Annotated in this window: 26 protein-coding genes and 1 tRNA gene; 19 read left to right on the top strand and 8 right to left on the bottom strand. The window is 49.5% G+C overall.

The features are described from left to right. Positions 1-45 precede the first annotated feature (45 nt). Positions 46-300, top strand: coding sequence for a DUF1816 domain-containing protein (locus IQE94_RS02855; RefSeq protein ID WP_223342670.1), 255 nt, complete (start codon positions 46-48; stop codon positions 298-300). A 213-nt stretch (positions 301-513) separates the two neighbouring features. On the opposite strand, the gene IQE94_RS02850 is transcribed toward IQE94_RS02855, so the two are convergent. Beyond that, entirely contained in the window at positions 514-1242 is a 729-nt protein-coding gene (locus IQE94_RS02850) for a Bax inhibitor-1 family protein (protein WP_212716012.1), read from the bottom strand. Positions 1243-1452: 210 nt separating this feature from the next. On the opposite strand from IQE94_RS02850, the gene IQE94_RS02845 reads away from it, so the two are divergent. From IQE94_RS02845 to crtB, 4 genes are read left to right on the top strand one after another with little or no spacing between them, the layout of a single operon-like run. Then, on the top strand, positions 1453-1728 hold the full coding sequence (locus IQE94_RS02845) for a hypothetical protein (protein WP_223342669.1): 276 nt from the start codon (positions 1453-1455) through the stop codon (positions 1726-1728). A 22-nt stretch (positions 1729-1750) separates the two neighbouring features. Then, a complete protein-coding gene (locus IQE94_RS02840; RefSeq protein WP_212716010.1) occupies positions 1751-1969 on the top strand; it encodes a hypothetical protein in 219 nt (72 codons plus the stop codon). A gap of 54 nt (positions 1970-2023) precedes the next feature. Continuing rightward, complete coding sequence (gene pds, locus IQE94_RS02835) at positions 2024-3442, top strand: 15-cis-phytoene desaturase (protein WP_212716008.1); 1419 nt, start codon at positions 2024-2026, stop codon at positions 3440-3442. 60 nt (positions 3443-3502) lie between these two features. Then, entirely contained in the window at positions 3503-4516 is a 1014-nt protein-coding gene (crtB, locus tag IQE94_RS02830) for a 15-cis-phytoene synthase CrtB (protein ID WP_212716006.1), read from the top strand. 196 nt (positions 4517-4712) lie between these two features. Here crtB and IQE94_RS02825 read toward each other — a convergent pair whose 3' ends face one another. Continuing rightward, the gene (locus IQE94_RS02825) at positions 4713-5126 is read right to left on the bottom strand and encodes an MAPEG family protein (protein WP_212716004.1); all 414 of its coding nucleotides are present in this window, start codon (positions 5124-5126) and stop codon (positions 4713-4715) included. Between the two features lie 156 nt (positions 5127-5282). Between IQE94_RS02825 and ureA the strand changes: the two genes are divergently transcribed. From ureA to IQE94_RS02775, 10 genes are all read left to right on the top strand, one after another. Further along, positions 5283-5585, top strand: coding sequence for an urease subunit gamma (gene ureA / locus IQE94_RS02820; protein WP_194015930.1), 303 nt, complete (start codon positions 5283-5285; stop codon positions 5583-5585). Positions 5586-5741: 156 nt separating this feature from the next. After that, positions 5742-5814, top strand: a tRNA-Glu gene (locus tag IQE94_RS02815). A gap of 220 nt (positions 5815-6034) precedes the next feature. Next, complete coding sequence (locus IQE94_RS02810) at positions 6035-7237, top strand: transporter substrate-binding domain-containing protein (protein ID WP_212716003.1); 1203 nt, start codon at positions 6035-6037, stop codon at positions 7235-7237. Between the two features lie 32 nt (positions 7238-7269). Further along, positions 7270-7446 (top strand): hypothetical protein, encoded by a 177-nt coding sequence (locus IQE94_RS02805; RefSeq protein ID WP_223342668.1) that lies wholly within the window; start codon positions 7270-7272, stop codon positions 7444-7446. A 131-nt stretch (positions 7447-7577) separates the two neighbouring features. Beyond that, a complete protein-coding gene (locus IQE94_RS02800) occupies positions 7578-8276 on the top strand; it encodes an MBL fold metallo-hydrolase (RefSeq protein ID WP_212716001.1) in 699 nt (232 codons plus the stop codon). Between the two features lie 47 nt (positions 8277-8323). Beyond that, a complete protein-coding gene (locus IQE94_RS02795) occupies positions 8324-8857 on the top strand; it encodes a DUF3122 domain-containing protein (RefSeq protein WP_212715999.1) in 534 nt (177 codons plus the stop codon). 69 nt (positions 8858-8926) lie between these two features. Beyond that, positions 8927-9466, top strand: coding sequence for a rhodanese-like domain-containing protein (locus IQE94_RS02790; RefSeq protein ID WP_212722176.1), 540 nt, complete (start codon positions 8927-8929; stop codon positions 9464-9466). 5 nt (positions 9467-9471) lie between these two features. Beyond that, positions 9472-10338: a sulfite exporter TauE/SafE family protein gene (locus IQE94_RS02785; RefSeq protein ID WP_212715997.1), complete on the top strand. Its 867-nt coding sequence runs from the start codon at positions 9472-9474 to the stop codon at positions 10336-10338. 40 nt (positions 10339-10378) lie between these two features. After that, positions 10379-10618, top strand: a complete 240-nt coding sequence (locus IQE94_RS02780; protein WP_212715996.1) for a hypothetical protein — start codon at positions 10379-10381, stop codon at positions 10616-10618. Between the two features lie 100 nt (positions 10619-10718). Beyond that, positions 10719-12131, top strand: a complete 1413-nt coding sequence (locus IQE94_RS02775) for a DUF3370 domain-containing protein (protein WP_223342667.1) — start codon at positions 10719-10721, stop codon at positions 12129-12131. 75 nt (positions 12132-12206) lie between these two features. On the opposite strand, the gene IQE94_RS02770 is transcribed toward IQE94_RS02775, so the two are convergent. The 5 genes from IQE94_RS02770 to IQE94_RS02750 all read right to left on the bottom strand — a co-directional run bounded on the left by IQE94_RS02770 (position 12207) and on the right by IQE94_RS02750 (position 16280). Further along, positions 12207-13247: a GntR family transcriptional regulator gene (locus IQE94_RS02770; RefSeq protein WP_212715994.1), complete on the bottom strand. Its 1041-nt coding sequence runs from the start codon at positions 13245-13247 to the stop codon at positions 12207-12209. A gap of 205 nt (positions 13248-13452) precedes the next feature. Continuing rightward, on the bottom strand, positions 13453-13875 hold the full coding sequence (locus tag IQE94_RS02765) for a hypothetical protein (RefSeq protein WP_194073058.1): 423 nt from the start codon (positions 13873-13875) through the stop codon (positions 13453-13455). 34 nt (positions 13876-13909) lie between these two features. Beyond that, on the bottom strand, positions 13910-14713 hold the full coding sequence (gene hisN, locus IQE94_RS02760; RefSeq protein ID WP_212715993.1) for a histidinol-phosphatase: 804 nt from the start codon (positions 14711-14713) through the stop codon (positions 13910-13912). A 4-nt stretch (positions 14714-14717) separates the two neighbouring features. Then, a complete protein-coding gene (gene hisC / locus IQE94_RS02755) occupies positions 14718-15767 on the bottom strand; it encodes a histidinol-phosphate transaminase (protein WP_223342666.1) in 1050 nt (349 codons plus the stop codon). 198 nt (positions 15768-15965) lie between these two features. Beyond that, positions 15966-16280, bottom strand: coding sequence for a helix-turn-helix transcriptional regulator (locus IQE94_RS02750; protein ID WP_212715991.1), 315 nt, complete (start codon positions 16278-16280; stop codon positions 15966-15968). A 348-nt stretch (positions 16281-16628) separates the two neighbouring features. Here IQE94_RS02750 and aqpZ point away from each other — a divergent pair, with 348 nt between their 5' ends. Continuing rightward, the gene (gene aqpZ / locus IQE94_RS02745) at positions 16629-17387 is read left to right on the top strand and encodes an aquaporin Z (RefSeq protein WP_212715990.1); all 759 of its coding nucleotides are present in this window, start codon (positions 16629-16631) and stop codon (positions 17385-17387) included. 40 nt (positions 17388-17427) lie between these two features. Here the strand turns inward: aqpZ and IQE94_RS18560 are convergent, their stop codons facing one another. Beyond that, positions 17428-17559, bottom strand: coding sequence for a hypothetical protein (locus IQE94_RS18560; protein ID WP_255611347.1), 132 nt, complete (start codon positions 17557-17559; stop codon positions 17428-17430). A 396-nt stretch (positions 17560-17955) separates the two neighbouring features. Here IQE94_RS18560 and topA point away from each other — a divergent pair, with 396 nt between their 5' ends. The 3 genes from topA to IQE94_RS02730 are packed head-to-tail and all read left to right on the top strand — an operon-like array spanning position 17956 to position 22504. Continuing rightward, the gene (gene topA / locus IQE94_RS02740; protein ID WP_212715987.1) at positions 17956-20670 is read left to right on the top strand and encodes a type I DNA topoisomerase; all 2715 of its coding nucleotides are present in this window, start codon (positions 17956-17958) and stop codon (positions 20668-20670) included. Positions 20671-20677: 7 nt separating this feature from the next. Then, positions 20678-21082, top strand: a complete 405-nt coding sequence (locus IQE94_RS02735) for an NIL domain-containing protein (RefSeq protein WP_194014791.1) — start codon at positions 20678-20680, stop codon at positions 21080-21082. A 24-nt stretch (positions 21083-21106) separates the two neighbouring features. Next, positions 21107-22504, top strand: a complete 1398-nt coding sequence (locus IQE94_RS02730; RefSeq protein WP_212715985.1) for a 1-acyl-sn-glycerol-3-phosphate acyltransferase — start codon at positions 21107-21109, stop codon at positions 22502-22504. Positions 22505-22550 lie beyond the last annotated feature (46 nt).

The following is a 22550-nucleotide window of genomic DNA, read 5'->3' as shown; positions in this document are numbered from 1 at the left end:
AATCATTCCCATATCATCTATTATTTTCCATCGAGCGAGTTGTTTATGTTTGGCGTTCTGCTGTTCCTTATTTTTTTCTCCGCCGTCAGTCTAGCTTTTTTTGCCAACCGTAAATGGTGGATTCGTGTTTCCACCCAGTCCCCCCGCTGTATCTATTATTTTGGCCCCTTTGCTTCCCAAGAAGAGGCGATCATCCACCACCAAGGTTATCTCCAGGATTTGGAGATGGAGGGGGCCCAGGGCATCGAATATAAGATAGAACGCTCCTATAAGCCGAGAAAATTAACCATCGAAGGCTGAGAACTCCCCACCAGGGGCAAAGTTTTGACTATTCATCTCCCTGCATTAAGGAGGCAAAGTTAATCAAGCTCCCATTTCATTCCTTTTTCCCGATCCCCCCCATAAAAAATCCCCTAGTTTCATGCAACTGGGGGATTAGCTTTATTTCAGATTTTTCAGACTGATGTTTTAGTCAGCATCAACGATAGCAATCAGACGATCGCCAACTCCAAACTAGTCTCGACCGTTGAGGGCAATCAGTAGGCGCAGAATGAAGATAAAAAGGTTGATATAGGTCAAATACATGGACAGGGATGCGGCCAAATATTGATCATCCCGATAGGTGCGGGGCAGAACGAAAAAGTCCACCACCGATACTCCAGCAAATAACAATACACCGAAGGCAGAAATGGCTACTTCTAGGAATGTGGGGGTAATTATCCCAAAAAATCCAAGCACCACCTGCAGAAGCATGACCACCACTAGGCCAATAAGAGCCAAGCTAACGGTTTTGTTCAGGGCAATGCCATCTTCCTCCGACAAATTGGAGCCAATACTACGGGCCACCACAAAGGTCACTCCACAGCCCAAAGCGGCAATGCCAATGCCCTGGATACCCACTCCGCTAGTCTGGAGCGCCACGTAAATAATGCCGCTCAGGGTATAGCCCGACAGCAAACTGTACAAAGCTAACAGGGGTAGAGCCGTTGCGTTATTGCCACTCTGGGCCACCCGCATGGCCACGAAAAAGAGAATGAAATTACCGATTAAAGCGGCCCAAAAGGTGGTCATGAATAGACCAGGGTTACCCTGCATGACGCTGAGGCCGCCAAAGGTTCCCGCCGCTGTCAGTACCAAGCCTCCGCCAAGATAGGGGAGGGCATTTTTGATCACGTTTGGCCCGATCAGACTTTGGCCTTTTGCCTCCGCCATGATCTGACGAAAATTGCTGGTATTACTCATAAAAAGTGGATTTTTGACTAGGATAATCACAGGGGAGAAAAATTTTTTCCCTTCCCTTTAATATACTATCGACAACCATAGCCTTGCTTTAAGTGCTGGTAAGTCCCTGTAAACCTTTATTTATGGGCTATTTCCGCCCCTGGATCCCGCCGGCTGAGCTAAGCATGAACTGTGTATTGTTCCATTGTCAGACCAGGAGGCTTTAGTCCTATGAATTACCGTGTTGTTGTCTTGAGCGGGGTTATGACTGCCCTACTGGGCACTGTGTTTGGTTGGGGGATGGGGCAGATTGCCCTGCGTCAACGGCCTAGCCAAGTACAGGTCACCATGAGTCAGCCCTATCGCACGTTATATGGCCGGCGCTTAATTTGGTTCGGGGCGATCGCCGGTTTTGTGTTGGGGGCCGGACAGGCCTGTGTACTGGCAGAGAGGAAGAAGGAAAAAGAAGCGGCGGAGGGGGCCGAAGCGGAGGAAGATTATTCCTGATCTGTTGCCGTTGGGGTTGACTATGTTTTCCAGAGCCTATGGGTCAAATTTGGCTCTCATGGCTGGGGAGCGGAGAGACCGGACAAAGGTTACCGTCACTGTTTTAGGGGCTGGACTCCGGGCCGATAAAATTCTCCTATCCCTTAGCCAGAGGAAATTTACCCCCTTGGCGATCGCTCTGGTAGCATTTAATACAAATTGGCTATCCTGGCAAAATCCCCCGAAATATTACGAAACGTAAAGTATAATAACAATCAACCTGTAAACCCCAAATGCCTTAGCGAGACAGTAACCCATGCGCGTTGTGATCGCCGGAGCCGGATTAGCCGGCCTAGCCTGTGCCAAATACTTAGCCGATGCGGGCTTTACCCCCGTCGTCTTGGAACGTAGGGATGTATTAGGCGGGAAGATCGCCGCATGGAAAGATGAGGACGGAGATTGGTATGAAACTGGCCTGCACATTTTTTTTGGGGCCTATCCCAACATGTTGCAGTTGTTTAAGGAATTAGACATCGAAGATCGCCTGCAATGGAAAGAGCACAGCATGATCTTCAACCAACCCGAGAAACCAGGCACCTATTCCCGTTTTGACTTCCCCGATATTCCGGCTCCCATCAACGGTTTGGTGGCCATTCTGCGCAATAACGACATGCTCACCTGGCCAGAAAAAATTCGCTTTGGCTTAGGGCTTTTGCCGGCCATTATCCAGGGCCAGAGCTATGTGGAAGAGATGGATCAATATACCTGGTCGGAGTGGATGGCCAAACAAAACATTCCCCCCCGCATCGAAAAAGAAGTTTTTATTGCCATGAGTAAGGCGCTGAACTTCATTGACCCCGATGAAATTTCCGCCACCATTTTACTCACCGCCCTCAATCGCTTTTTACAGGAAAAAAATGGTTCTAAGATGGCATTCCTGGATGGGGCGCCGCCGGAACGTCTTTGTCAGCCGTTGGTGGATTACATCACGGAACGGGGGGGAGAAGTGCATCTTAATGCCCCTCTTAAGGAAATTTTGCTCAATGAAGACGGCACCGTTAAAGGTTACCTAATCCGGGGTTTAGACGGGGCAGAAGATCGGGTTGTTACTGCTGACTTGTACGTTTCTGCCATGCCGGTGGACCCCCTCAAAACCATGGTGCCGGCTCCCTGGCGGGAATATCCTGAATTCAAACAAATTCAAGGACTAGAAGGCGTCCCAGTGATTAACCTCCACCTCTGGTTTGACCGTAAGTTGACGGACATTGATCACCTTCTCTTTTCCCGATCGCCGTTACTGAGTGTTTACGCTGACATGAGCAACACCTGTCGGGAATACAGTGACCCAAACAAATCCATGCTGGAATTGGTGCTGGCCCCGGCCCAGGATTGGATCAACAAATCCGACGCAGAGATTGTGGCGGCCACCATGGCGGAGATTAAACAACTCTTTCCCCAACACTTTACCGGTGATAATCCGGCCCAACTGCTCAAATCCCACGTGGTCAAAACCCCCCGCTCTGTCTACAAAGCGACCCCAGGAAGGCAGGCCTGTCGACCCGATCAACGGACATCGGTGCCAAACTTTTACTTAGCAGGGGACTTTACCATGCAAAAATACTTGGGCAGTATGGAAGGAGCGGTGCTTTCCGGTAAACAATGTGCCCAGGCGATCGCCGCCGATTTCAACCCCCAAACCGTTCCCCCAACCCGGGAAATAGTCACCGTGGGTTAAGCCGCCTGGACTCCCTGGTAATCTTCCTGACAAATGGCAACCCTAATGCGACAATGCTAAATGGCTAACGGTCAAATTTCCCCCCAGCGTGCAGTTACCAAACCCCAATCCTGGTGGCTGACTTCCGAACCCCGTCCGTCCTTAATGTTACAACTGCCCAAACCGTCTCCATCTGCAAAGCCCTGTGCTTCTGTTGAGGAAGCTTACGAAATTTGTCGTCAAGTAACTGCCCAGTACGCAAAAACTTTTTACCTGGGAACTTTGCTGATGCCTCCTGCCAAAAGGAAGGCCATTTGGGCAATTTATCTTTGGTGTCGTAGGACTGACGAACTAGTGGATGGGCCCCAGGCGGCCACCACCACCCCGGAAACGTTGGATCATTGGGAGCGCCGCCTAGAAGCTATTTTTGCTGGACATCCCCAGGATGATGCTGATGTGGCCCTGGTGGATACCCTAGAAACTTTTCCCCTCGACATTCAGCCCTTTCGGGACATGATCGCTGGGCAAAGAATGGATCTTTACTGTTCCCGTTACCAAACCTTTGAAGAATTAGACCTCTATTGTTATCGAGTGGCGGGCACCGTCGGCCTAATGTCCAGTGCCGTATTGGGGGTGGATACTGGTAATGGCCAAGCTCCTTGGCAACCCGATGCCGTGTACATTCCCCAGGAAGAGGCGATCGCTTTGGGGGTGGCCAACCAATTGACCAACATTTTGCGGGACGTGGGGGAGGACGTGGAGCGGGGCAGAATTTACTTACCCCTGGAAGATTTGGAGCGGTTTGATTATAGCGAACAGGATTTGCTTAATGGGGTCAACGATGACCGTTGGCGTGGCCTGATGAAGTTTGAAATCGAACGGGCCCGGGCCTACTTTGAAGATGCGGAACGGGGGATTCGGGCTTTAAATCGAGACGCCCGTTGGCCAGTGTGGACCGCATTAATGTTATACAAGGGCATTCTCGATGTAATTGAAGCTAATAATTACAACGTGTTTGATCGCCGGGCCTATGTGCCCACTCCCAAGAAGTTGCTATATCTACCCGTGGCCTGGTTGAGGGCCCAGGTGCTGTAGGGTGTTGATAAGATTTTAGTCAATAGGTAGCTACTTACTGGCTTGACTCAATTAAGGTCAGAAAAAAGCCCCTAACCATGGTGGGCTAAGGACTCACTTTATGAAGGGTTCAAACTATCAGTGTAGCGAACAAAGGCGATCGCCCCAGTATTTTCCTGGTCAAGTTGGGGACAAATGCGTCGTCTACTTAAGAGTTTCAAAGGGAACTCAGGAGCCACAACTGCCAGAGAATGGACAGCAATGCCCCCACTACCAAAATCATTGAACTAAGGGAACCCAAGGCAAAACCCACCATCCTTTTCTCCGCCGCTTGGTAATAGCCCCAGGCGTAGAGAATGCGCCCCAGCAACCATAAGGCCCCCAAAATAGTGGCAATGGTTGGATCTCGGTAAAGAGCAAATAGCCATAACCCCGGCAGAAAAAATGCCAACTGCTCTAGGGTGTTGTATTGCACCCTCAGCACCCGTTCAAAATTTTCGTCTCCGGTGGTGGCCGGTGGCATTACCCTATACTTGGCCCGGGCCCTTCCCACATTAATCACCAATACCAAATAAAGCACCGCCGCCAAAGCAGTGATCAAAGCTGGCCAGAGTAACTCCGTTGTCGTCATCGGTCCCGCTGCAAGAATGTACAGTCCCAGACTAGCCCAAAAAGCTCCCCTCCCCCCAATCATTAATTTGGTCGGACTTAATCGCTATACTGACGGTCAGGGTGTTACCCAACTTTTTGCTTTTCCTATTCAAGCTCTTTTTGTTTTTCTTATCCCATGCAGTTAAGCCCCCAAGAAAAAGATAAACTACTGATTTTTACCGCTAGCCTAGTAGCAGAACGTCGTAAAGCCAGGGGGGTCAAACTCAACTACCCCGAAGCCGTAGCTTATATTTCCGCCGCCATTCTCGAAGGGGCCAGGGATGGTCGCACCGTAGCTGATTTGATGAACTATGGCGCCACCCTATTGAGCCGCGACGAAGTCATGGAAGGGGTACCGGAGATGTTGCCAGAGGTGCAGGTAGAAGCAACTTTTCCCGATGGCACCAAACTGGTGACGGTTCACGATCCTATTCGCTAGTGACGGGTCGGTCAGACAGAGCGGCCGGCTTTTTGGTCGTTAAACCCCAGCCCCGTTGACCGTGGAAAAAAATCATTGCCTAGGGTTGACAGTGATCAATCTTTATCGCTATATTTAAAAACGTCTGAAATAACGGCTCGTTATCAAGACCACCTAGCCCCCATCGTCTAGAGGCCTAGGACACCTCCCTTTCACGGAGGCGACAGGGATTCGAATTCCCTTGGGGGTATTATAAAAAAGAAAAAAACGAAAAGGGGTTCTTTGGGGCTTCTTTTTCATTGTTTACCCCAAAAATTCCCCAGGAAGTTTTAGGCTTTCTTTCCATTCATAGGACAGAAAGGCATAACAGGGAACTTGTCGAGGAAAATAGCGCAGAAATGGCAAGACCAAAACTCCATCTATGGCAGTATAGGGGCGTAGTTCTTTGTCCTTGAGGCTTTGTTTAGCTAATGTTAATCCTGCGTCGTCTAATGCTGGTGGTTTCCCTTAGTTTTGCCACGATCGCCATTGACATTACTACGGGGCCATGGAATGAGCCAGTGCAGGGTCAAATTGCCGGAGAATCCGATTCCCAAAATGATTCACAAAATCTGAAAGTGGGGGTAGTGGGCAATCCGCCCTTTGTGGTTTATGGAGAAAATGACGCAGAGGTAACTGGCATTAGTTTGGATGTGTGGAGAGCCATTGCCCAATCCCAGAAATGGAATTCGCAGTATTTACGGCAAAACTCCATTTCCGAAGGCATCAAAGCAGTGGCGGAAGGGAAGCTAGATATTTTGATTGGCCCCATTAGCGTCACCCCGGAGCGGGCAGCCATTGAAGGCATAACCTTTACCCAACCCTATTTCAGCAGTGGAGTCGGATTATTGATCCCCGGAGAACCCCTGGGCCTATGGGAGAGATTGGCTCCCTTTTTTGGCCTGGCGGCCCTGTCTTCGGCGGGAGTGCTCACTTTACTACTATTTCTGGTGGGAAATTTAATTTGGCTGGCGGAACATCGCAAAAACCCAGAGCAGTTTTCCCCCCATTATCCAGAAGGAGTGCAAAATGGTATGTGGTTTGCCCTGGTCACCCTAACAACGGTGGGCTATGGGGATCGATCGCCACGGACTAAGTTAGGACAACTGGTGGCAGGGGTATGGATGGTGGTGGCGCTGCTGAGTTTTTCTTCCATCACGGCGGGATTAGCTTCGGCTTTCACTACGGCCCTTTCTGAAGCCAATGCCACTCCCCTGTTCAGTAGCGTCAATGACATCAAAAATAAAGACATCGCTGTGGTGCGGGACACAACCGCGGTGGACTGGGCCCGGTTTTATCGAGCGGATATTAAAGAGGCCAATAACTTAGTTGGGGCAGTGGCTTTGCTAGAAAAAGAGCAGGTGCAGGCGGTAATGTTCGACCGACCGGCATTAATTTATTACACCCAACAGCATCCCGAGGCGAAATTAAAAGTAACAGAAATTCGTATTTCCCTGGAACCCTATGGTTTTGTGATTGAGGAAAATAGCCCTTTGAAAAAGCCCCTCAATGTCGAAATACTGGATTTAATTTATAGCAGAAGAATAAATGAATTTACTGAACGGTGGTTGGGGCCAGGCGTTGAAGAAAATCAAGACCTTGCCCCCGACGATAGTGGGGAACTTTCCGGCTAGATTACCGCCCCATTAACCAAATTTGACTTGTCTTGGCGATCACCAGTAACACCAATAGTAAGGTGAGGCCAGTGCAGAGTGCCCAAACGGGGGTTTTTCAAATTATCTCCCGCAATTCCACCGATGTTAGCGATATGGGAATGTATAGTACTTCTGCCGTTGAGAAGGACATCACTGCAGTGGTTTCCATTACTTTTAGTATTAAATAATTATCTGGAGATTTTATCCAGGTTCGGGTTTTATCCGTATTTTCTCTGGCAATCAAAAGATCTAACCAGTGGCTGATTGACCTTTGCTTGTTTTCGTTGCACGATCTAAAAGAGTAGAGTCGATAAAAACCATGCTATTTCGTCAATTATTTGACCCGGAAACCTCCACTTACACTTACGTAGTTGCTGATCCCCGTGGTCGGTCTGCGGCCTTAGTAGATTCTGTTTTAGAACAAGTGGATAGAGATCTGCGCCTACTAAAAGAATTAGATCTCAAGTTGATTTTTTGTCTGGAGACCCACGTCCATGCCGACCACATTACTGGAGCGGGAAAACTGCGGCAATTAACTGGCTGTCAAAACCTCGTCCCCCAATATGCTGACGTGGACTGTGCTGACCGCCATTTGCAGGATGGAGAAATGATTCATGTTGGTTCCATACCCATCCTGGCGATCGCCACTCCGGGGCACACCGACAGCCATTTGGCTTTTTTGGTGAATCAAACCCATGTTTTGACAGGGGATGTTTTGCTCATTCGGGGCTGTGGCCGGACGGATTTCCAAAGTGGGGATGCCAGCACTTTATATGACTCTATCCACAATAAATTATTCACCCTGCCCGATGAAGTTTTGGTTTATCCTGGCCATGACTATCGAGGCCACACCGTTTCCACCATGGGGGAAGAAAAGCGTTTTAATCCCCGATTTTTAGGGCGAGATCGCCAGGAATTTATCGAATTTATGAATAGTTTAAACTTGCCCGATCCGAAAAAAATTATGGAAGCAGTGCCCGCCAACCAACTCTGTGGTCAAAAGACCGTTGCTCTTTAGAAATTTAATTTTAGACCCATTTCCCGGTGAAAAATCCGTTGCAAATTATGGCTAGTTGCTTTCAGTCCCTTTACCGTACCTGGGGCAAAATCTTCACCGTAGCGGTGCTCAGCTTGGGGCTTTGGCTGGCCTGGGGGACTCTTTGGCCTGGGGCAACTCCGGCCCTAGTGCGGCAAACCACCGAAAAACCAGGGCAAACCCTGACCCAATCTCGCCAATCCCTACGAGACCAGGAAGGAAATACTTGGCAGGTGGTGTTATTTAAACGGGTAAAAGCCACTGGTGAAACGGAAACTAATTTGCGCTTGGTGGGTTTTCCTGGGGTAATATCCTTTCGCCATCCTGCTCCCTTAGTGGTTCAGGATAATGGTGGTAACAACATCAACTTAACTGATCTTTTAGCGGAAGATAGTCCTGGGGAAAATATCGGTCAATTTTTAGTTACAACAGATTTTACTAATCTAGAAATTAATAGCATTTGGACATTAAATTTACCATTAAAAGAAGGAAATCAACAAATCAAAGTACCTTACTTTGTGCTTCAAGAATGGCAGGGGTTGTTGGCCAAATCCTCGGAATAATTGCTAATTTTGCTGTTCATTTGTGTAATATTTTTTCTGATTTTGTAGAGACTATCCCGGAGATTAATGATGACAAGCTCAACCCAAACTAACTCCACCATTGCTCCTCAAACCCTGCAACAACTACGACAACAGGATGCGGTCATTTTAGTTGACGTGCGGGAACCCCTGGAATTTGTCGGAGAACACATCGCCGATGCCCATTCTCTCCCTCTATCTCGCCTTAATCGTAGCCAATTGCCCCAGGCAGAAGGAAAAACTACGGTGTTGTATTGCCAAAGTAGTAATCGTTCTGGTAGTGCTCTGCAACAATTAAGAGCCGCTGGAGTGGAAGGAATCATTCATTTGGAAGGGGGATTATTAGCTTGGAAGCAGGCAGGATTGCCCACGGTAAAAACAAAAAATGCCCCCATCAGCATTATGCGTCAGGTGCAAATTATTGCCGGCAGTTTGGTGTTAACCGGGGTTTTATTGGGTACATTCGTTGCGCCGGGATTTTATTTTCTCAGTGGTTTTGTGGGGGCGGGATTATTATTTGCTGGCATTTCTGGCACCTGTATGATGGCCAATTTGTTGGGCAAATTACCCTACAACCAAATTAAGGGGTAATAACTATGGTGCTCCAAATGGTGGGCTATTTTTTGGCAGGTTGCATCGGCTTAAGTTTGGGGCTTTTGGGTGGCGGTGGTTCGGTTTTGGCTTTGCCAATTTTGGTTTACGTTATGCAGGTTCCTCCCAAGGCGGCGATCGCCATGACGTTGGTGATTGTGGGGGTAGTGAGCTTGATTGGGGTAATTCCCCATTGGCGTCGGGGGAACGTTAATTTGCCTAAGGCCCTGATTTTTGGTTCTGCCACCATGGTGGGGGCTTTTGGCGGCGCTAAATTAGCAGCCCATCCCCTAGTAACGGAAACATTCCAGTTGGTTTTATTTGCTGTGCTGATGCTGGTGGCGGCCATTTTTATGATCCTCAAATCCCAACAGCGGCCCCAGTCTGCCTCCACTAAGGAAACAGCCTTGGCAGCCTATCCTGTCCCCATTTGTAAATATTGTTGGCTATGGCTTTTGACTGAGGGCATTGCCATTGGCATTTTAACTGGATTGGTAGGGGTAGGGGGTGGTTTTGCCATTGTGCCGGCCCTGGTATTGCTAGGAAAGTTACCGATGAAAGAGGCGATCGGTACTTCTTTGTTGATTATTGCCTTTAACTCTGCAGCAGGCTTTTTAGGTTATTTTGGCCAAGTTAGTTTGGACTATCACTTGATGGTGAGTTTCACCTTCTTCGCTGCCTTGGGAATTTTATTGGGTTCCTATCTATCCGGTTTTGTTGATGCAAGAAATTTACAGCAGGGTTTTGCCTACTTCCTCATGGCGATCGCCGCTTTTATTCTTTTTCAACAACGGGGCACTCTATGGAGTTCCAAGACCAATAGCTACCTGCCGGAACAAAGCTCCCAAGTATTGCTACAAAAAACCCGGTAGATCCGGCAGAATCAATGGGGAATAAAAAACCTTACGGACCATGGTAACCATTGCTATCCACACAGCATTAGGGGTGATCGGAGGCTTGCTAATTTTTGCCATCTTTTTTTATCTTTCCAATGCACAGCAAACTTCTGCTCCCCTGGGGCTAATTTTTCTAGGGTTAGCCTGCGGCATCATAGCCCATTACCTTTCCCCTTGGGCGACCCTCGTTATCCTGGGATTATATGCCCTTATCTCCTTCAAAGAATGGTGGGGCGATCGCCATACCCCCTCCTGAATCCAATGCAACCTTTTGTCTAAAGGGAAAAAACGACACTTTTCAGCCAATTTGACCGTCCCCATCTCCATTAGCGATTTTTTGCCCTGCTTCATCATCCATGCTTTCCCTGCTCACACCTCTAGTTCTGGCCCAAGCCAATCCGATCACCATTCCCATCACTCCTCCCCCGGTAATCACCCAGCCGGCTCCCAACATTGGGGACTCTCCCCAAGAACTAAAAGTAGTGCAGCCGGTGCGTCCTTTGCCAGGGCAGCTAGATCAAATTCCGGTTTTTAACAGTAATAGTCCCGAACTAATTTTTAACGAAGGCATTATTCTCTCCACCCTGTCTTCCATTGGCATGGGTCATCCCTACGCCCACCTGAATCATCCCTTCCGGGGTCGGTTTGATGTCTTTGCCCACCACGTTGTCCAAGCATCTCCCGAAGGCAGGACTTTATACCTAGGGGTGTTATTGTTCAATGGCAGTCGGCAAGACGCCACGGTGGAAATTCTCCAGGGAGCCAGTTCCCTCACTTCCCCCGATGCCCTATTTATTGATCTGCCGCCGGTGGTGGAAAACAATGACGGTAAGGTTTTTGCTGGCCCCGGTAGCCGGGTAATGAACGATGTTTTGCGGGGACAACGGCAGAGTGATTACCCCGAAAAATTTGTCATTCCCGCTGGGCAAAGTCGCATGCTGATCAATCAGCCTTTGCCGGTGAACTATACCCCAGTGCCCGGGCAGCCGCCACCGATTAGATTGCCGCGCAATGGTTTTTCTGCCTATCTCCGCCTTAACACCAACGTTCCTATCCATGCGGCCAGCATGGCCATGTATGCTCCCCAGGATAATTTTGGCGTAGAACAAGCTCCCCGCTTAGCGGATTGGGAAAACTTGCTTAAAACGGCTAACCTCATGCAACCCAGGGACCGTATTCCCCGCAATAGCCAACGGCGAATTTATAGCCGGGTGGCAGGGGTTTCCATTGGCTCCCAGTGGCAGGGCACCATCACCGACGACAACAGCCAACAATTAAATATTCCCGAACCAGGACGGGGCTTTTCCTATCCCATCAGCTCCCTAGAGGGAGGACGCATGGGTACTGGCCAAAATCAGTCTGCCCCCATGGCGGTGCGTTATCCGGATACGGCCTATGAATCCCATGGCAATTATGGGGTGCAATATAGTTTGACTTTACCTCTGGTGAATAACACCAACCGCAATCAGACCGTTGATCTGACGGTGGAAACCCCACTCAAGTTTAATGACGCATCCAATGACCAGTTAACTTTTCTCGTTCCTCCCGCTGTCAATGTCTTTTTCCGGGGCACAGTAAGATTCAGCTACACCGATCGCCGGGGTCAGACCAATAACCGTTACTACCATCTGGTGCAACGACGGGGGCAAAAGGGAGAAAATTTGGTCACCCTAGACCTAAAACCGGGAGAAAAACGCACTGTTCAGGTAGATCTACTCTATCCCCCCGATGCCACACCACCCCAACTGTTGACAGTGAGGACTCGCTGACCAGGGGACTGGGGGAGACTAATGAGACTAATGGGGAATTGATCGCCTGAGTTTAGCAAGTTAGGACAACTAGGACTAACTTTTGGCTACACCAACCTTTACCCCTGGGCTCTGTTCTTCTTCCCCTTCCTCTTCCCCTAGGCCTAATTCCCGTTTGAGGATGGCAATGGATTTTTCGCCAATATAGTGTTCCGAACAAATAATTTCCGGCATGCGGATTAGATCATGGCGTTCCGCTTCGATCGCCTGGCGCACAATGGGTTCACTGGCGGGATCTGTGATGATGGTGCGGGCGGTACGGACTAGGGAGCGTAATTTCTGGCGATCGCTCACCAAGGCCGATTTCAAAAAGAGGGATTCTCCCCGCAGACTATGGATAAGAATTTCCGCAATGGTGAGAATGCCTGGGCTAAGACTGACAATGCCTAAACAGGAGTTTTCCGGTAGGGCCTTAACTAGTTCTAGCTCTTTGCTGTAGTCGTAAATATCAACGGGAATCACCCGCACATCGTAGGGAGTGGCAATGGACTCCGCTTCCGCCAGGAAGTAGCGACTGGTGACCACTGTGCCGGAGGGCAGTTCCGACAGGGCTTGTTTGAGGGTTTCCATGGGCACTAACTGCACAGGAATTACCAGGGCTTGTTCCAATTCGTTGAGAATTAATTGTCCCGCCCCGATGTCCCGTTGGGGAACGGTGACCAATACTCTAGCGTTACTACGCAGTCGCCAGTCAATGGTTTCCAAACAAAGCTCTTTCACCTGGGAAAGGTTTAACCCTTGGCTGAGCAGTTCATCAATGGTCTTTTGGATTAGTTGACTAGCTTCGGGGTATTCCCGGAATAGGGGGCCATCAAGGATAATGCCCTCCTCGGTGCTGGGGGCTTTAACGTAAATGCCTGAACCGGCGATGGATTCCACTAAGCCCGCATCTTCCAGATTTTGGTAAACCTTACTGATGGTGTTGCGGTGCAAACCCGTCATCATGGCCAGTTGCCTGGTGCTGGGTAAACGGTGCCCCGGATGGTATTGGCGGGAGGCGATCGCAAAACGGATTTGGTCAAATAACTGCTTGGAAGCAGGAATTTCGCTGTCGTTTTGAATTTGGAACTGTAGCATTTTAGGGAAGGGTAAACGAGGAGTAGGCAGATGAAGTCCGGATTTTATCCCACGGCTAAAGACGGTCTCCACCAGGGAAAGGTTCATTGGCAATTAGGTTTTGATCGCCACTGGTCATCTGGTCCAAATGATTAGTTGTCGCTAACGAAATTTGCCAACGTTTTCCCAATCAATTTTCACTAGCCACAAATTTTTAAAATTTCCCTCAACTGTTAAAGGGGCGGAGCCAACCCCAATCCATGGCCCAATCCAGGCTGGAACGAACTACGGCAAAACTAATCAGACTTTCCCCCATCAAAATGGCGATCGCCAGGGGATCTTCAGTGGTGGGCAATTCAATCAATCCGCCGCTCCGCACGAGGGTAAAGGCCAGCACGGCCCCGTCCCGGAGATGGGCATTGTCATCTTGGCGAATGATGTAGCGATAGGTGACAGCAAATAAAAAGCCACTCAGCAAACTACTCCCAACGTTCAAACCCAGGTTAATCCAGTCCGAACTCAGTGGGCTTGTGAGTAGGCTGAAATAGTTGTTGCCCAGCAAGGTCAATCCGTAAACCAGCCCAAAGGCGATCGCCCCTAGGCAACCGGCCTTAATGGACTCCAAACGTTCCTGAAAGCTTAATTGCACCCGTCAACCCCCTCCAGAAGCAAACACGGATCAATTATTGCAGGAAAGCTAGAATTTCACTGTGCAATTTTATGTTGGGGCTAGCTACTACTTCGGTGGATGTGGGGGTTAAATCCCGCCCCTGCCAATCAGTAAAACAATAATTAACCCCGGCCAAAATGGGGATTAGCGCACAAAAATCATAAAAGTTCAGATCCGCTTCCACTATCACCACGGGCATGGCCGTCCAACCACTGGCGGCGGCAAGGTAATTAAAACAATCTCCCCCAAAGGCGGTGCGCTGACATTGACGGTAAATATTTGCCATTTTCTGCTGTTGCTCCGGGGTGGTGAACATTAACGGTGTGGTGGAGGCAATACAGGCGGAGGCTAAATTAATTTCGCTCTTTTCATAGGGATTAACTAAGGGCATGCCGTTAACGTTACTCTGCTCTCCCTGTACCCCCTGCCATCGATCGCCGCTGATGGGTTGATTTGCAATGCCCAGCACTGGCTGCATATTTTCATCCACTAAGCCAATCAGGGTGGCAAAAATTGGCAAGCCCCGCACAAAGGAGGAAGTGCCATCAATGGGGTCTAGCACCCAGGTATAGCCCGATTCTCCGCTAATATTCTCCCCTTCTTCCCTAATTACACTGTCCTGGGGCAATTTTGCTTGAATTAAATCCACCATGGCCTGTTCTGCTTCTTCATCAGCTTGGGTAACAATAGCGGAAACCTGGTCGGTTTTTGTGCCAGTCTGGAGATGGGAGCGGCGGAAATATTGAGCGAGTATGTCCCCGGAAATGGTGGCCAACTGCTGGGCGATGGCTAATCTTTGTTCAACTTCTGGCAACATTTCCCTATCCTAAAGACCCCTTCACACTGGTGATCGCCGACAGTAGTTGATCAATTTCGGCGTCGGTACCCACTGTAATGCGCAGATAATCGGTAATGCGGGGATGGTTAAAATAACGTACTAAAATTTTCTTTTCCTTCAGGGCTTGGTACAGGTCAGCGGCGGCAATCCAACGGGGGGCAGCAAAAACAAAATTGGCGTCCGATTCGCATACCTGGAAATCCAACTTTGCCAATTGCGCCATCAAACGGCTGCGGGTATGGCGTACCTTTTCCCACAGGGGCACAAACTCAGTCTGGTTCCGTAAGGCAGCAGTGCCCAGGGCCTGGGCTACACGGTCAAGGTTATAGGAATCCCGCACCTTATCCATTTCCGCAATCAATGTCGGAGCGGCGATCGCCAATCCCACCCGCATCCCCGCCAGGCTATAACTCTTAGAAAGGGTGCGGGAAACAATCACATTGTCGAACTCTTGCAGAAAATCCCAATGGTCCTCGTCGGAAAAATCCCCATAGGCCTCGTCAATTACCACCACTCCTTCGGCCTGGGCGCAGGTTTGCCAAAGGAATTCTCGCTTTAAATGTTTGCCTTTGGGGGGATTGGGAGAAGCGAGGAAAATTAATTTTGCCCCCGGACAAATCACCGGCCCGGTTAAATCAAAATTGGCATCGGTGGCAATCTTTTGCACCTTAGCCCCATGCACCGAGGCGATCGTTTCATACAAAGAGTAAGTAAGATCTAAAAAAGCAATGGTTTCCCCTGGATCAACAAAGGTGCGCAGCACAATATTGAGAATATCGTCGGAGCCATTGCCCGCCAACAACTGGTTTAACTGCACTCCATACAAATCCGCCGCCGCCTGACGTAACTGGGTCGAAACGGGATCAGGGTAAAGCCGTACCTTTGGTAATTCCGCCGCCACCGCTGCCAACACCTGGGCCGGAGGATCGTAGGGATTTTCGTTGGTGTTGAGCTTAATAAAATCGTTAGTTTGGGGCTGTTCCCCGGGCACATAGGCAGGGGTTTGACGGACAGATGGACGGATGGACACCATTGCGAAATTACGGCCAAAGGGGCAAAAAATCCCTTTGTTCAAAGCTTCTCCCAATACAGACCATACCCCGACACTGTTGCCGCTGTAAAGGCGTTGTCAAGGAAGAAATGGGACAAAGAGGGAGTTTTGTTGAGGCTCTTTTTTAGCTCTTGTGAGCGAGAAACTCCACGCCGTAATCTTTGATTCAGCGTAGGTAGTTCACTCACAGCAATGGCGAGTCCCGTAGTCCTGGATTGCCTGGCCATAGGAATCCAAATAATGGCGGAGACGATAAAACTGGTCTGGGTTAAGACGGTAATAAATCCAGCGGCCCTCCTGGCGAGTGTGCACCAATTCCGCATCCCGTAAACGCTTGAGATGGAAAGATAACTTGGATTGGCTAATGGTTAGTTGCTCGCACAGGTCACACACGCATTGTTCCTGATTTTCCAGTAACGTCAGTACCTGTAGGCGAATGGGGTCAGAGAGGGCGTGGAATCCGCTACTAATTAGATCTTTTTCGGTTGGTTTCACGGCAATAGGCAGAAATACTAATGCATCATTGTTTGCAGTCCGCTTGATTGAGATGCCCTCAAGCTTTTGTCCGGCCATGGTGCAAATTTTTCTGGAGGGCTATTTAACTTTTGCACAGAAAGCAAAATCAAGTTGAAATATAAGTCTAAAACTTAAGGGGAAAGCTTGATGGGGGAACATTGAGGCAAGTTTTTCGCCCGAAAGTAAAGTTTTGCCGATTTTTGTGTCGATTTTGACAAAACAATGTTATTTTTCGTGGTGGATATTTTTGATCCGGACTAGTCGATCGCATCTAGACTTAAGTCGGGCCTGACTAAAATAAACTCTTTTTACCTTTTTTAAACGCAAATGAAAAAGTACATTGCTGAATTTATCGGTACTTTCTGGCTGGTTCTCGGTGGTTGTGGCAGCGCTGTTTTTGCCGCATTTATTTCTGTTCCCGGTGGCGAAAACACCAACGAGTTCGGTTTGGGTTATCTGGGGGTTTCCCTTGCTTTTGGCCTGACTGTCTTCACTGGGGCCTACGGCTTAGGTCATATTTCCGGTGGTCACTTTAACCCGGCGGTTTCCTTTGGCCTCTGGATGGGCAAAAGATTCCCCAGTTCTCAGCTAGCTCCCTACATCGGAGCCCAGGTACTGGGGGCGATCTTAGCTGGCTTTTTTATCCTCATCGTCGCCCAGGGCAATCCTAATTTCGTGCTCGATCCAGCCCAATCTAACCCCCTGGCCACCAACGGCTTTGGAGCCCATTCCCCCCAGGGATATAGCTTTATGGCCGCGCTGTTAATCGAGTTTGTGCTTACTTTCATGTTCCTATTGGTCATCCTTGGGGTAACGGATAAACCGGCCCCCGCTGGGTTTGCCCCCGCCGCCATCGGTTTGGCCCTGACCCTAATCCACTTAGTCAGCATTCCCATCACCAACACCTCTGTTAATCCAGCCCGCAGTACCGGAGTTGCTCTTTTTTGTGGCAATCCTGCCTTGATCGGCCAATTGTGGTTATTTTGGCTGGCCCCGATCGCCGGAGCATTATTAGCTGGCTTTGTCTATCACAATGTGTTGGAAGATTTAAGTCGCCCTGCAGTGGCCTCAGAAGGGGAAGACTAGGGAAAGAAATCGTCCTCACTCTCCTTATTTAATTGTAGAGTTAGGTTATCTTAGCTTTGTTGATGTTGTTGCTCCCCAGATAGCCTCCGTTGTGGTAGCCCCCGGGGAGATTTTTGTGGCAAATTTGTAGCACAATCACCTGATTGCCGTGGTTACCATTGGGGTCTGCCATGTTCCTTGGATTGTGTTTGCCAAGCTCCCCTGCCCCCAAGTTTGGGGAGAAAACACAAGATCCCCCATTCCCCCATTATTGGGAAATTTAGAGGACAAGTTAAAACTTTACTAAAAGGCCCTTGCAAAGATAAACGCCAATGATGCCTTACCTAACCCCAAACTTGGGAGAGTTACACCGTCAGCGTCTGGGGCGTCCCAAGGAGCTTACCCCCCTATTCTTTAATGATTAGATCGTGGAAATGTCAACACCTCCAGGCCAGGTTTGATCTTCTGGGAAGATTAAGATAAGTATTAGTTATGGCTTAAGTCCGCTAAAGTCATCAATGTCGATAGTCCAACTCAGACCCGCCCAAATTTTCCCCTCCGGTTCCATCCCCAGTTTCATCCCCTCCCTATGTCCAAACTCGTCATCGTTGAATCCCCCACCAAAGCTCGCACCATCCGCAATTATTTACCCCAGGATTATCGGGTGGAAGCGTCCATGGGCCATGTACGGGATTTACCGGCTTCGGCAGATGAGGTGCCCGCGGCCTACAAGGACAAGAATTGGGCCAATTTGGGCGTCAACGTGGAAGACCATTTTAGCCCCCTTTATGTGGTGCCCAAAACCAAGAAAAAGGTGGTGAAGGAATTACAATCCGCCCTGAAAAACGCCGACGAAGTGATTCTAGCCACGGACGAAGACCGGGAAGGGGAAAGTATTAGCTGGCATTTATTACAACTGCTCCAGCCGAAGGTGCCCATTAAACGAATGGTATTCCATGAAATCACCCAGGAAGCCATTCGGCATGCGTTGGATAATTGCCGGGAAATTGACGAAAATTTGGTCCATGCCCAGGAAACCCGCCGCATTTTAGACCGCTTGGTGGGTTACACCCTTTCCCCTTTGCTTTGGAAAAAAATTGCCTGGGGACTATCCGCTGGCCGGGTGCAGTCGGTGGCGGTGCGTTTAATTGTGCAACGGGAACGGGCCCGCCGGGCCTTTAAAACCGCTGGTTACTGGGATTTAAAAGCAGAACTGGAACAAAGCAAAAATCCTTTTCAGGCTAAGTTAGCCACCCTAGCGGGGGTGAAATTGGCCAGTGGCAGTGACTTTGACCCCAATACCGGTGCTTTGTTACCTAATAAACATGTGGTGGTGCTGGACGAAGCCCAGGCGATCGCCTTGAGGGATCGTTTGTTGGGGCAACCCTGGGAAGTGATTAATACGGAAGAAAAACCTAGTACCCGTAAGCCTTCTCCCCCTTTTACCACTTCTACCCTACAACAGGAAGCTAACCGTAAATTGGGTATTTCCGCCCGGGATACCATGCGGGTGGCCCAAAAACTCTACGAGGAGGGTTATATCACCTATATGCGGACGGATTCGGTGCATCTTTCTGACCAAGCGGTGACAGCAGCCCGCAATTGCGTCCAACAAATGTACGGTAAGGAGTACCTCAGTCCCAAGCCCAAGCAATATACCACCAAAAGTAAAGGGGCCCAAGAGGCCCACGAAGCCATTCGCCCCGCTGGAACTGAGTTTCGCATTCCCAATCGCACGGGATTAAAGGAACGGGAATTGGCTCTGTACGAACTGATCTGGAAACGAACCGTGGCCTGCCAGATGGCCGACGCTAAAATCACCCAATTGAGCGTGACGTTGAAGGTGGAAGATGCGGAATTCCGGGCTGGGGGCAAACGCATTGATTTTCCTGGTTATTTCCGGGCCTACGTGGAAGGTTCCGATGATCCCGATGCCGCCTTGGAAAACCAAGAAGTAATTTTACCTCCCCTCAAAGTCGGCGATCGCCCGAATTGCCAAGAAATCGATACCTTGGGCCATGAAACCCAACCCCCCGCCCGCTATACGGAAGCTTCCTTGGTGAAAACGTTGGAAAGTGAAGGGGTGGGCCGCCCCAGTACCTACGCCAGCATTATCGGCACCATCATTGACCGGGGCTATGTGCAAATGCGGAGCAAAGCTTTGACCCCTACCTTCACGGCCTTTGCGGTGGTCAGTTTACTGGAATCCCATTTTCCCGACTTAGTAGATACGGGATTCACTTCCCGCATGGAGCAAAAGTTAGACGAAATTGCCGTGGGAAAAACCCAATGGCTCCCCTATCTCCAAGGCTTTTTCCTGGGGGAATCAGGGCTAGAAAACCAAGTCAAAGTGCGCCAAGACCAGATCGACCCGGCGATCGCCAAAGCCATTGAGTTGGAAAACCTAGCCGCCAAGGTGAAAATTGGCAAATTTGGCCCCTACATCGAAATTCCCCAGGGGGAAGAAATTATTACGGCATCCATCCCCCACGATCTAACCCCAGCGGACCTTAACCCAGATCAGGTGGCGGTGTTACTCAAGCAAAAAACCGAAGGCCCTGATCAAGTGGGCACCCATCCTGAAACGGGGGAACCAATTTTTATGCTCATTGGTGCCTATGGTCCCTATGTCCAGCTAGGGGAAGCCACGGAGGAAAATAAGAAACCGAAACGTAGTTCCCTGCCCAAGGGAGTTAAGCCCGAGGATGTCACCCTAGAAATGGCGGTGGGATTGTTGGCCTTGCCCCGTACTTTGGGGGCCCATCCCGAATCGGGCAAAAATATCAAAGCTAGTCTGGGAAGGTTTGGTCCCTATGTGGTCCACGACCAAGGTAAGGACGGCAAAGATTATCGTTCCCTGAAAGGGGAGGACGATGTCTTGGCCATCACCCTGGAGCGGGCCTTGGAACTGTTGGCGGAACCAAAACGAGGCCGGGGTAACCGCACTCCCCTTAAACAGTTGGGCTTACATCCCGAAGATCAAGAGCCGGTGAATTTGTTCAAAGGCCCCTATGGGGTTTACATCAAACATGGCAAAGTCAATGCCAGTTTGCCGGAAGGGGAAACGGAAGAAACCATTACCCTAGAAAAGGCCTTACCTTTGTTGGCGGAAAAAGCGGCCGGTGGGAAAAAAACTAGCCGTAAAAAGACTACCACCACAGCCAAGGGAACAAAGAAAACCACTACTAAAAAGGCTGGTGCCACCGGTACTGTCAAGAAAACTACCGCTAAACGCACCACCACCACCCGGAAGAAATCCCCCAGTAAAGCTACCAATCCAGACCAGTCTAGCGAGGCTAGTTGAGACCAGGATGAAAAAGCGTGTGACCCTCACTTTCCCCCGTAGTGCGGTGCAAATGCCCGTCACCTATCGTCTGGCCAAGGATTTTAATATTGCCGCCAATATTATCCGGGCTCAGGTGGCCCCCAACCAGGTGGGCAAAGTAGTGCTGGAATTGTCTGGGGACATTGATCAACTGGAGGCCTCTCTGGAGTGGATGCGCTCCCAAGGTATTGAAGTTTCCTTGGCTAGTCGCGAAATTGTCATTGATGACCAAAGCTGTGTGGACTGTGGTCTCTGTACGGGGGTCTGCCCCACGGAAGCCCTGAGTTTAGACCCGGACAGTTTTCGCCTGATGTTTCGTCGCTCCCGTTGTGTGGTCTGTGAGCAATGTATTCCCTCCTGTCCTGTCCAGGCGATCGCCACTAATTTTTAGGCTCCATCACCGGCAATTATTCTCATGGAATCCCCCATTCAAGCCCAACCCCCCCTGGACTTTTTAGCTCCCAATCTCCAGCCCTGGTTGCTTCGACTAGGGCCCCTGATTCTCCCCTGGTGGATCCGCTCCCAAACGGCGATCGCCAAAATTGAGGCCGAAAATTTAGAAATTTTAGTCCGGGCCTACACTGATTTTAGCCAAGGGAAAAACCGTCTACTGCTGGCCTTCCGCCACCCCAGCATCAATGATCCACTATGTATGGGGTATTTATTTTGGAATTTATTGCCGCCTGCGTTGAAAAAAGGCCCCCTACAACCGCCACCTTTGAGCCATTCCCACTTCATGTATGACCGGGGCATTCCCCTCTGGGGAGGAGATTTTCTACAGTGGTTATTTCCCCGTTTGGGGGGTACCTCCATTCAACGAGGTAAATTAGACCGCCCTGGTTTACGATCTGCTCGAAATTTAATGCTCAATGGCCAATATCCCCTGGCCGCCGCGCCAGAAGGAGCCACCAACGGCCATAACGAACTGATTTCTCCCCTGGAACCAGGCATTGCCCAACTGGGATTTTGGTGCGTGGAGGATTTACGCAAAGCCCAACGGCAGGAGCAGACGTTAATTTTGCCAGTGGGTATTCAATACTTTTACCTCACGCCTCCCTGGCAAGAGATTGAAAATTTGCTTTCCCAATTGGAACAGGACTGTGGCATTCTCCCCAGCGACGATCATAGTTTGGGAGAAGCCAAGCTATACGAGCGGCTTTACCACTTAGGGGAAGTGATGTTGGATATAATGGAAAATTTTTATCGACATTTTTACCAACAAAATTTGCCAACGGTGAAGAATTTAGCTAACTGTTTGCAAGAAAACTTTAACGGCTTAGAAACCGATGCCAATCAATTATTAGCTTCCCGTCTGCAGAATTTACTTCATGCGGCCTTAACCGTGGGGGAAGAATATTTTCAAATTACTCCCAAGGGAGTCCTAGCCGATCGTTGTCGGCGGCTGGAGCAGGCTGGTTGGGACTATATTTATCGAGAAGAATTACGGAATGAACAATCTTTATCTGCCGTTAAAAAAGGATTAGCTGATCGCATTGCTGAAGAAGCAGATTTAAGAATGTGGCATATGAGACTAGTGGAAAATTTTGTCGCTGTAACGGGCCATTATGTCAAAGAAAAACCGACGGTGGAACGGTTTGCTGACACCATCTTATTGCTTTGGAATGTCATTACCCGTATGAAGGGCGGCAATCTCAATAATCGTCCTATTTTGGGGCGTCAGCGGGCCCAACTTACCATTGGTTATCCTATTTTAGTGGATGATTATTATAGCGACTACCAAGGGAATCGAAAATTGGCGATCGCCAAGATAACTGAGGTTTTGCAGGAAAAGTTATCCGGTCTCATTATTTAATTGTTGCCAATGGTTTACCTGGTGCTAGTAATCTTATTGATCATCA

Origin of the sequence: Synechocystis sp. PCC 7339 (genome assembly GCF_019924095.1) — a bacterium.
In the GTDB taxonomy this organism is placed as follows: Bacteria; Cyanobacteriota; Cyanobacteriia; order Cyanobacteriales; family Microcystaceae; genus Synechocystis.
The sequence above is the reverse complement of the archived record's forward strand: the minus strand, read 5'-3'. Positions and strand labels throughout refer to the sequence as shown.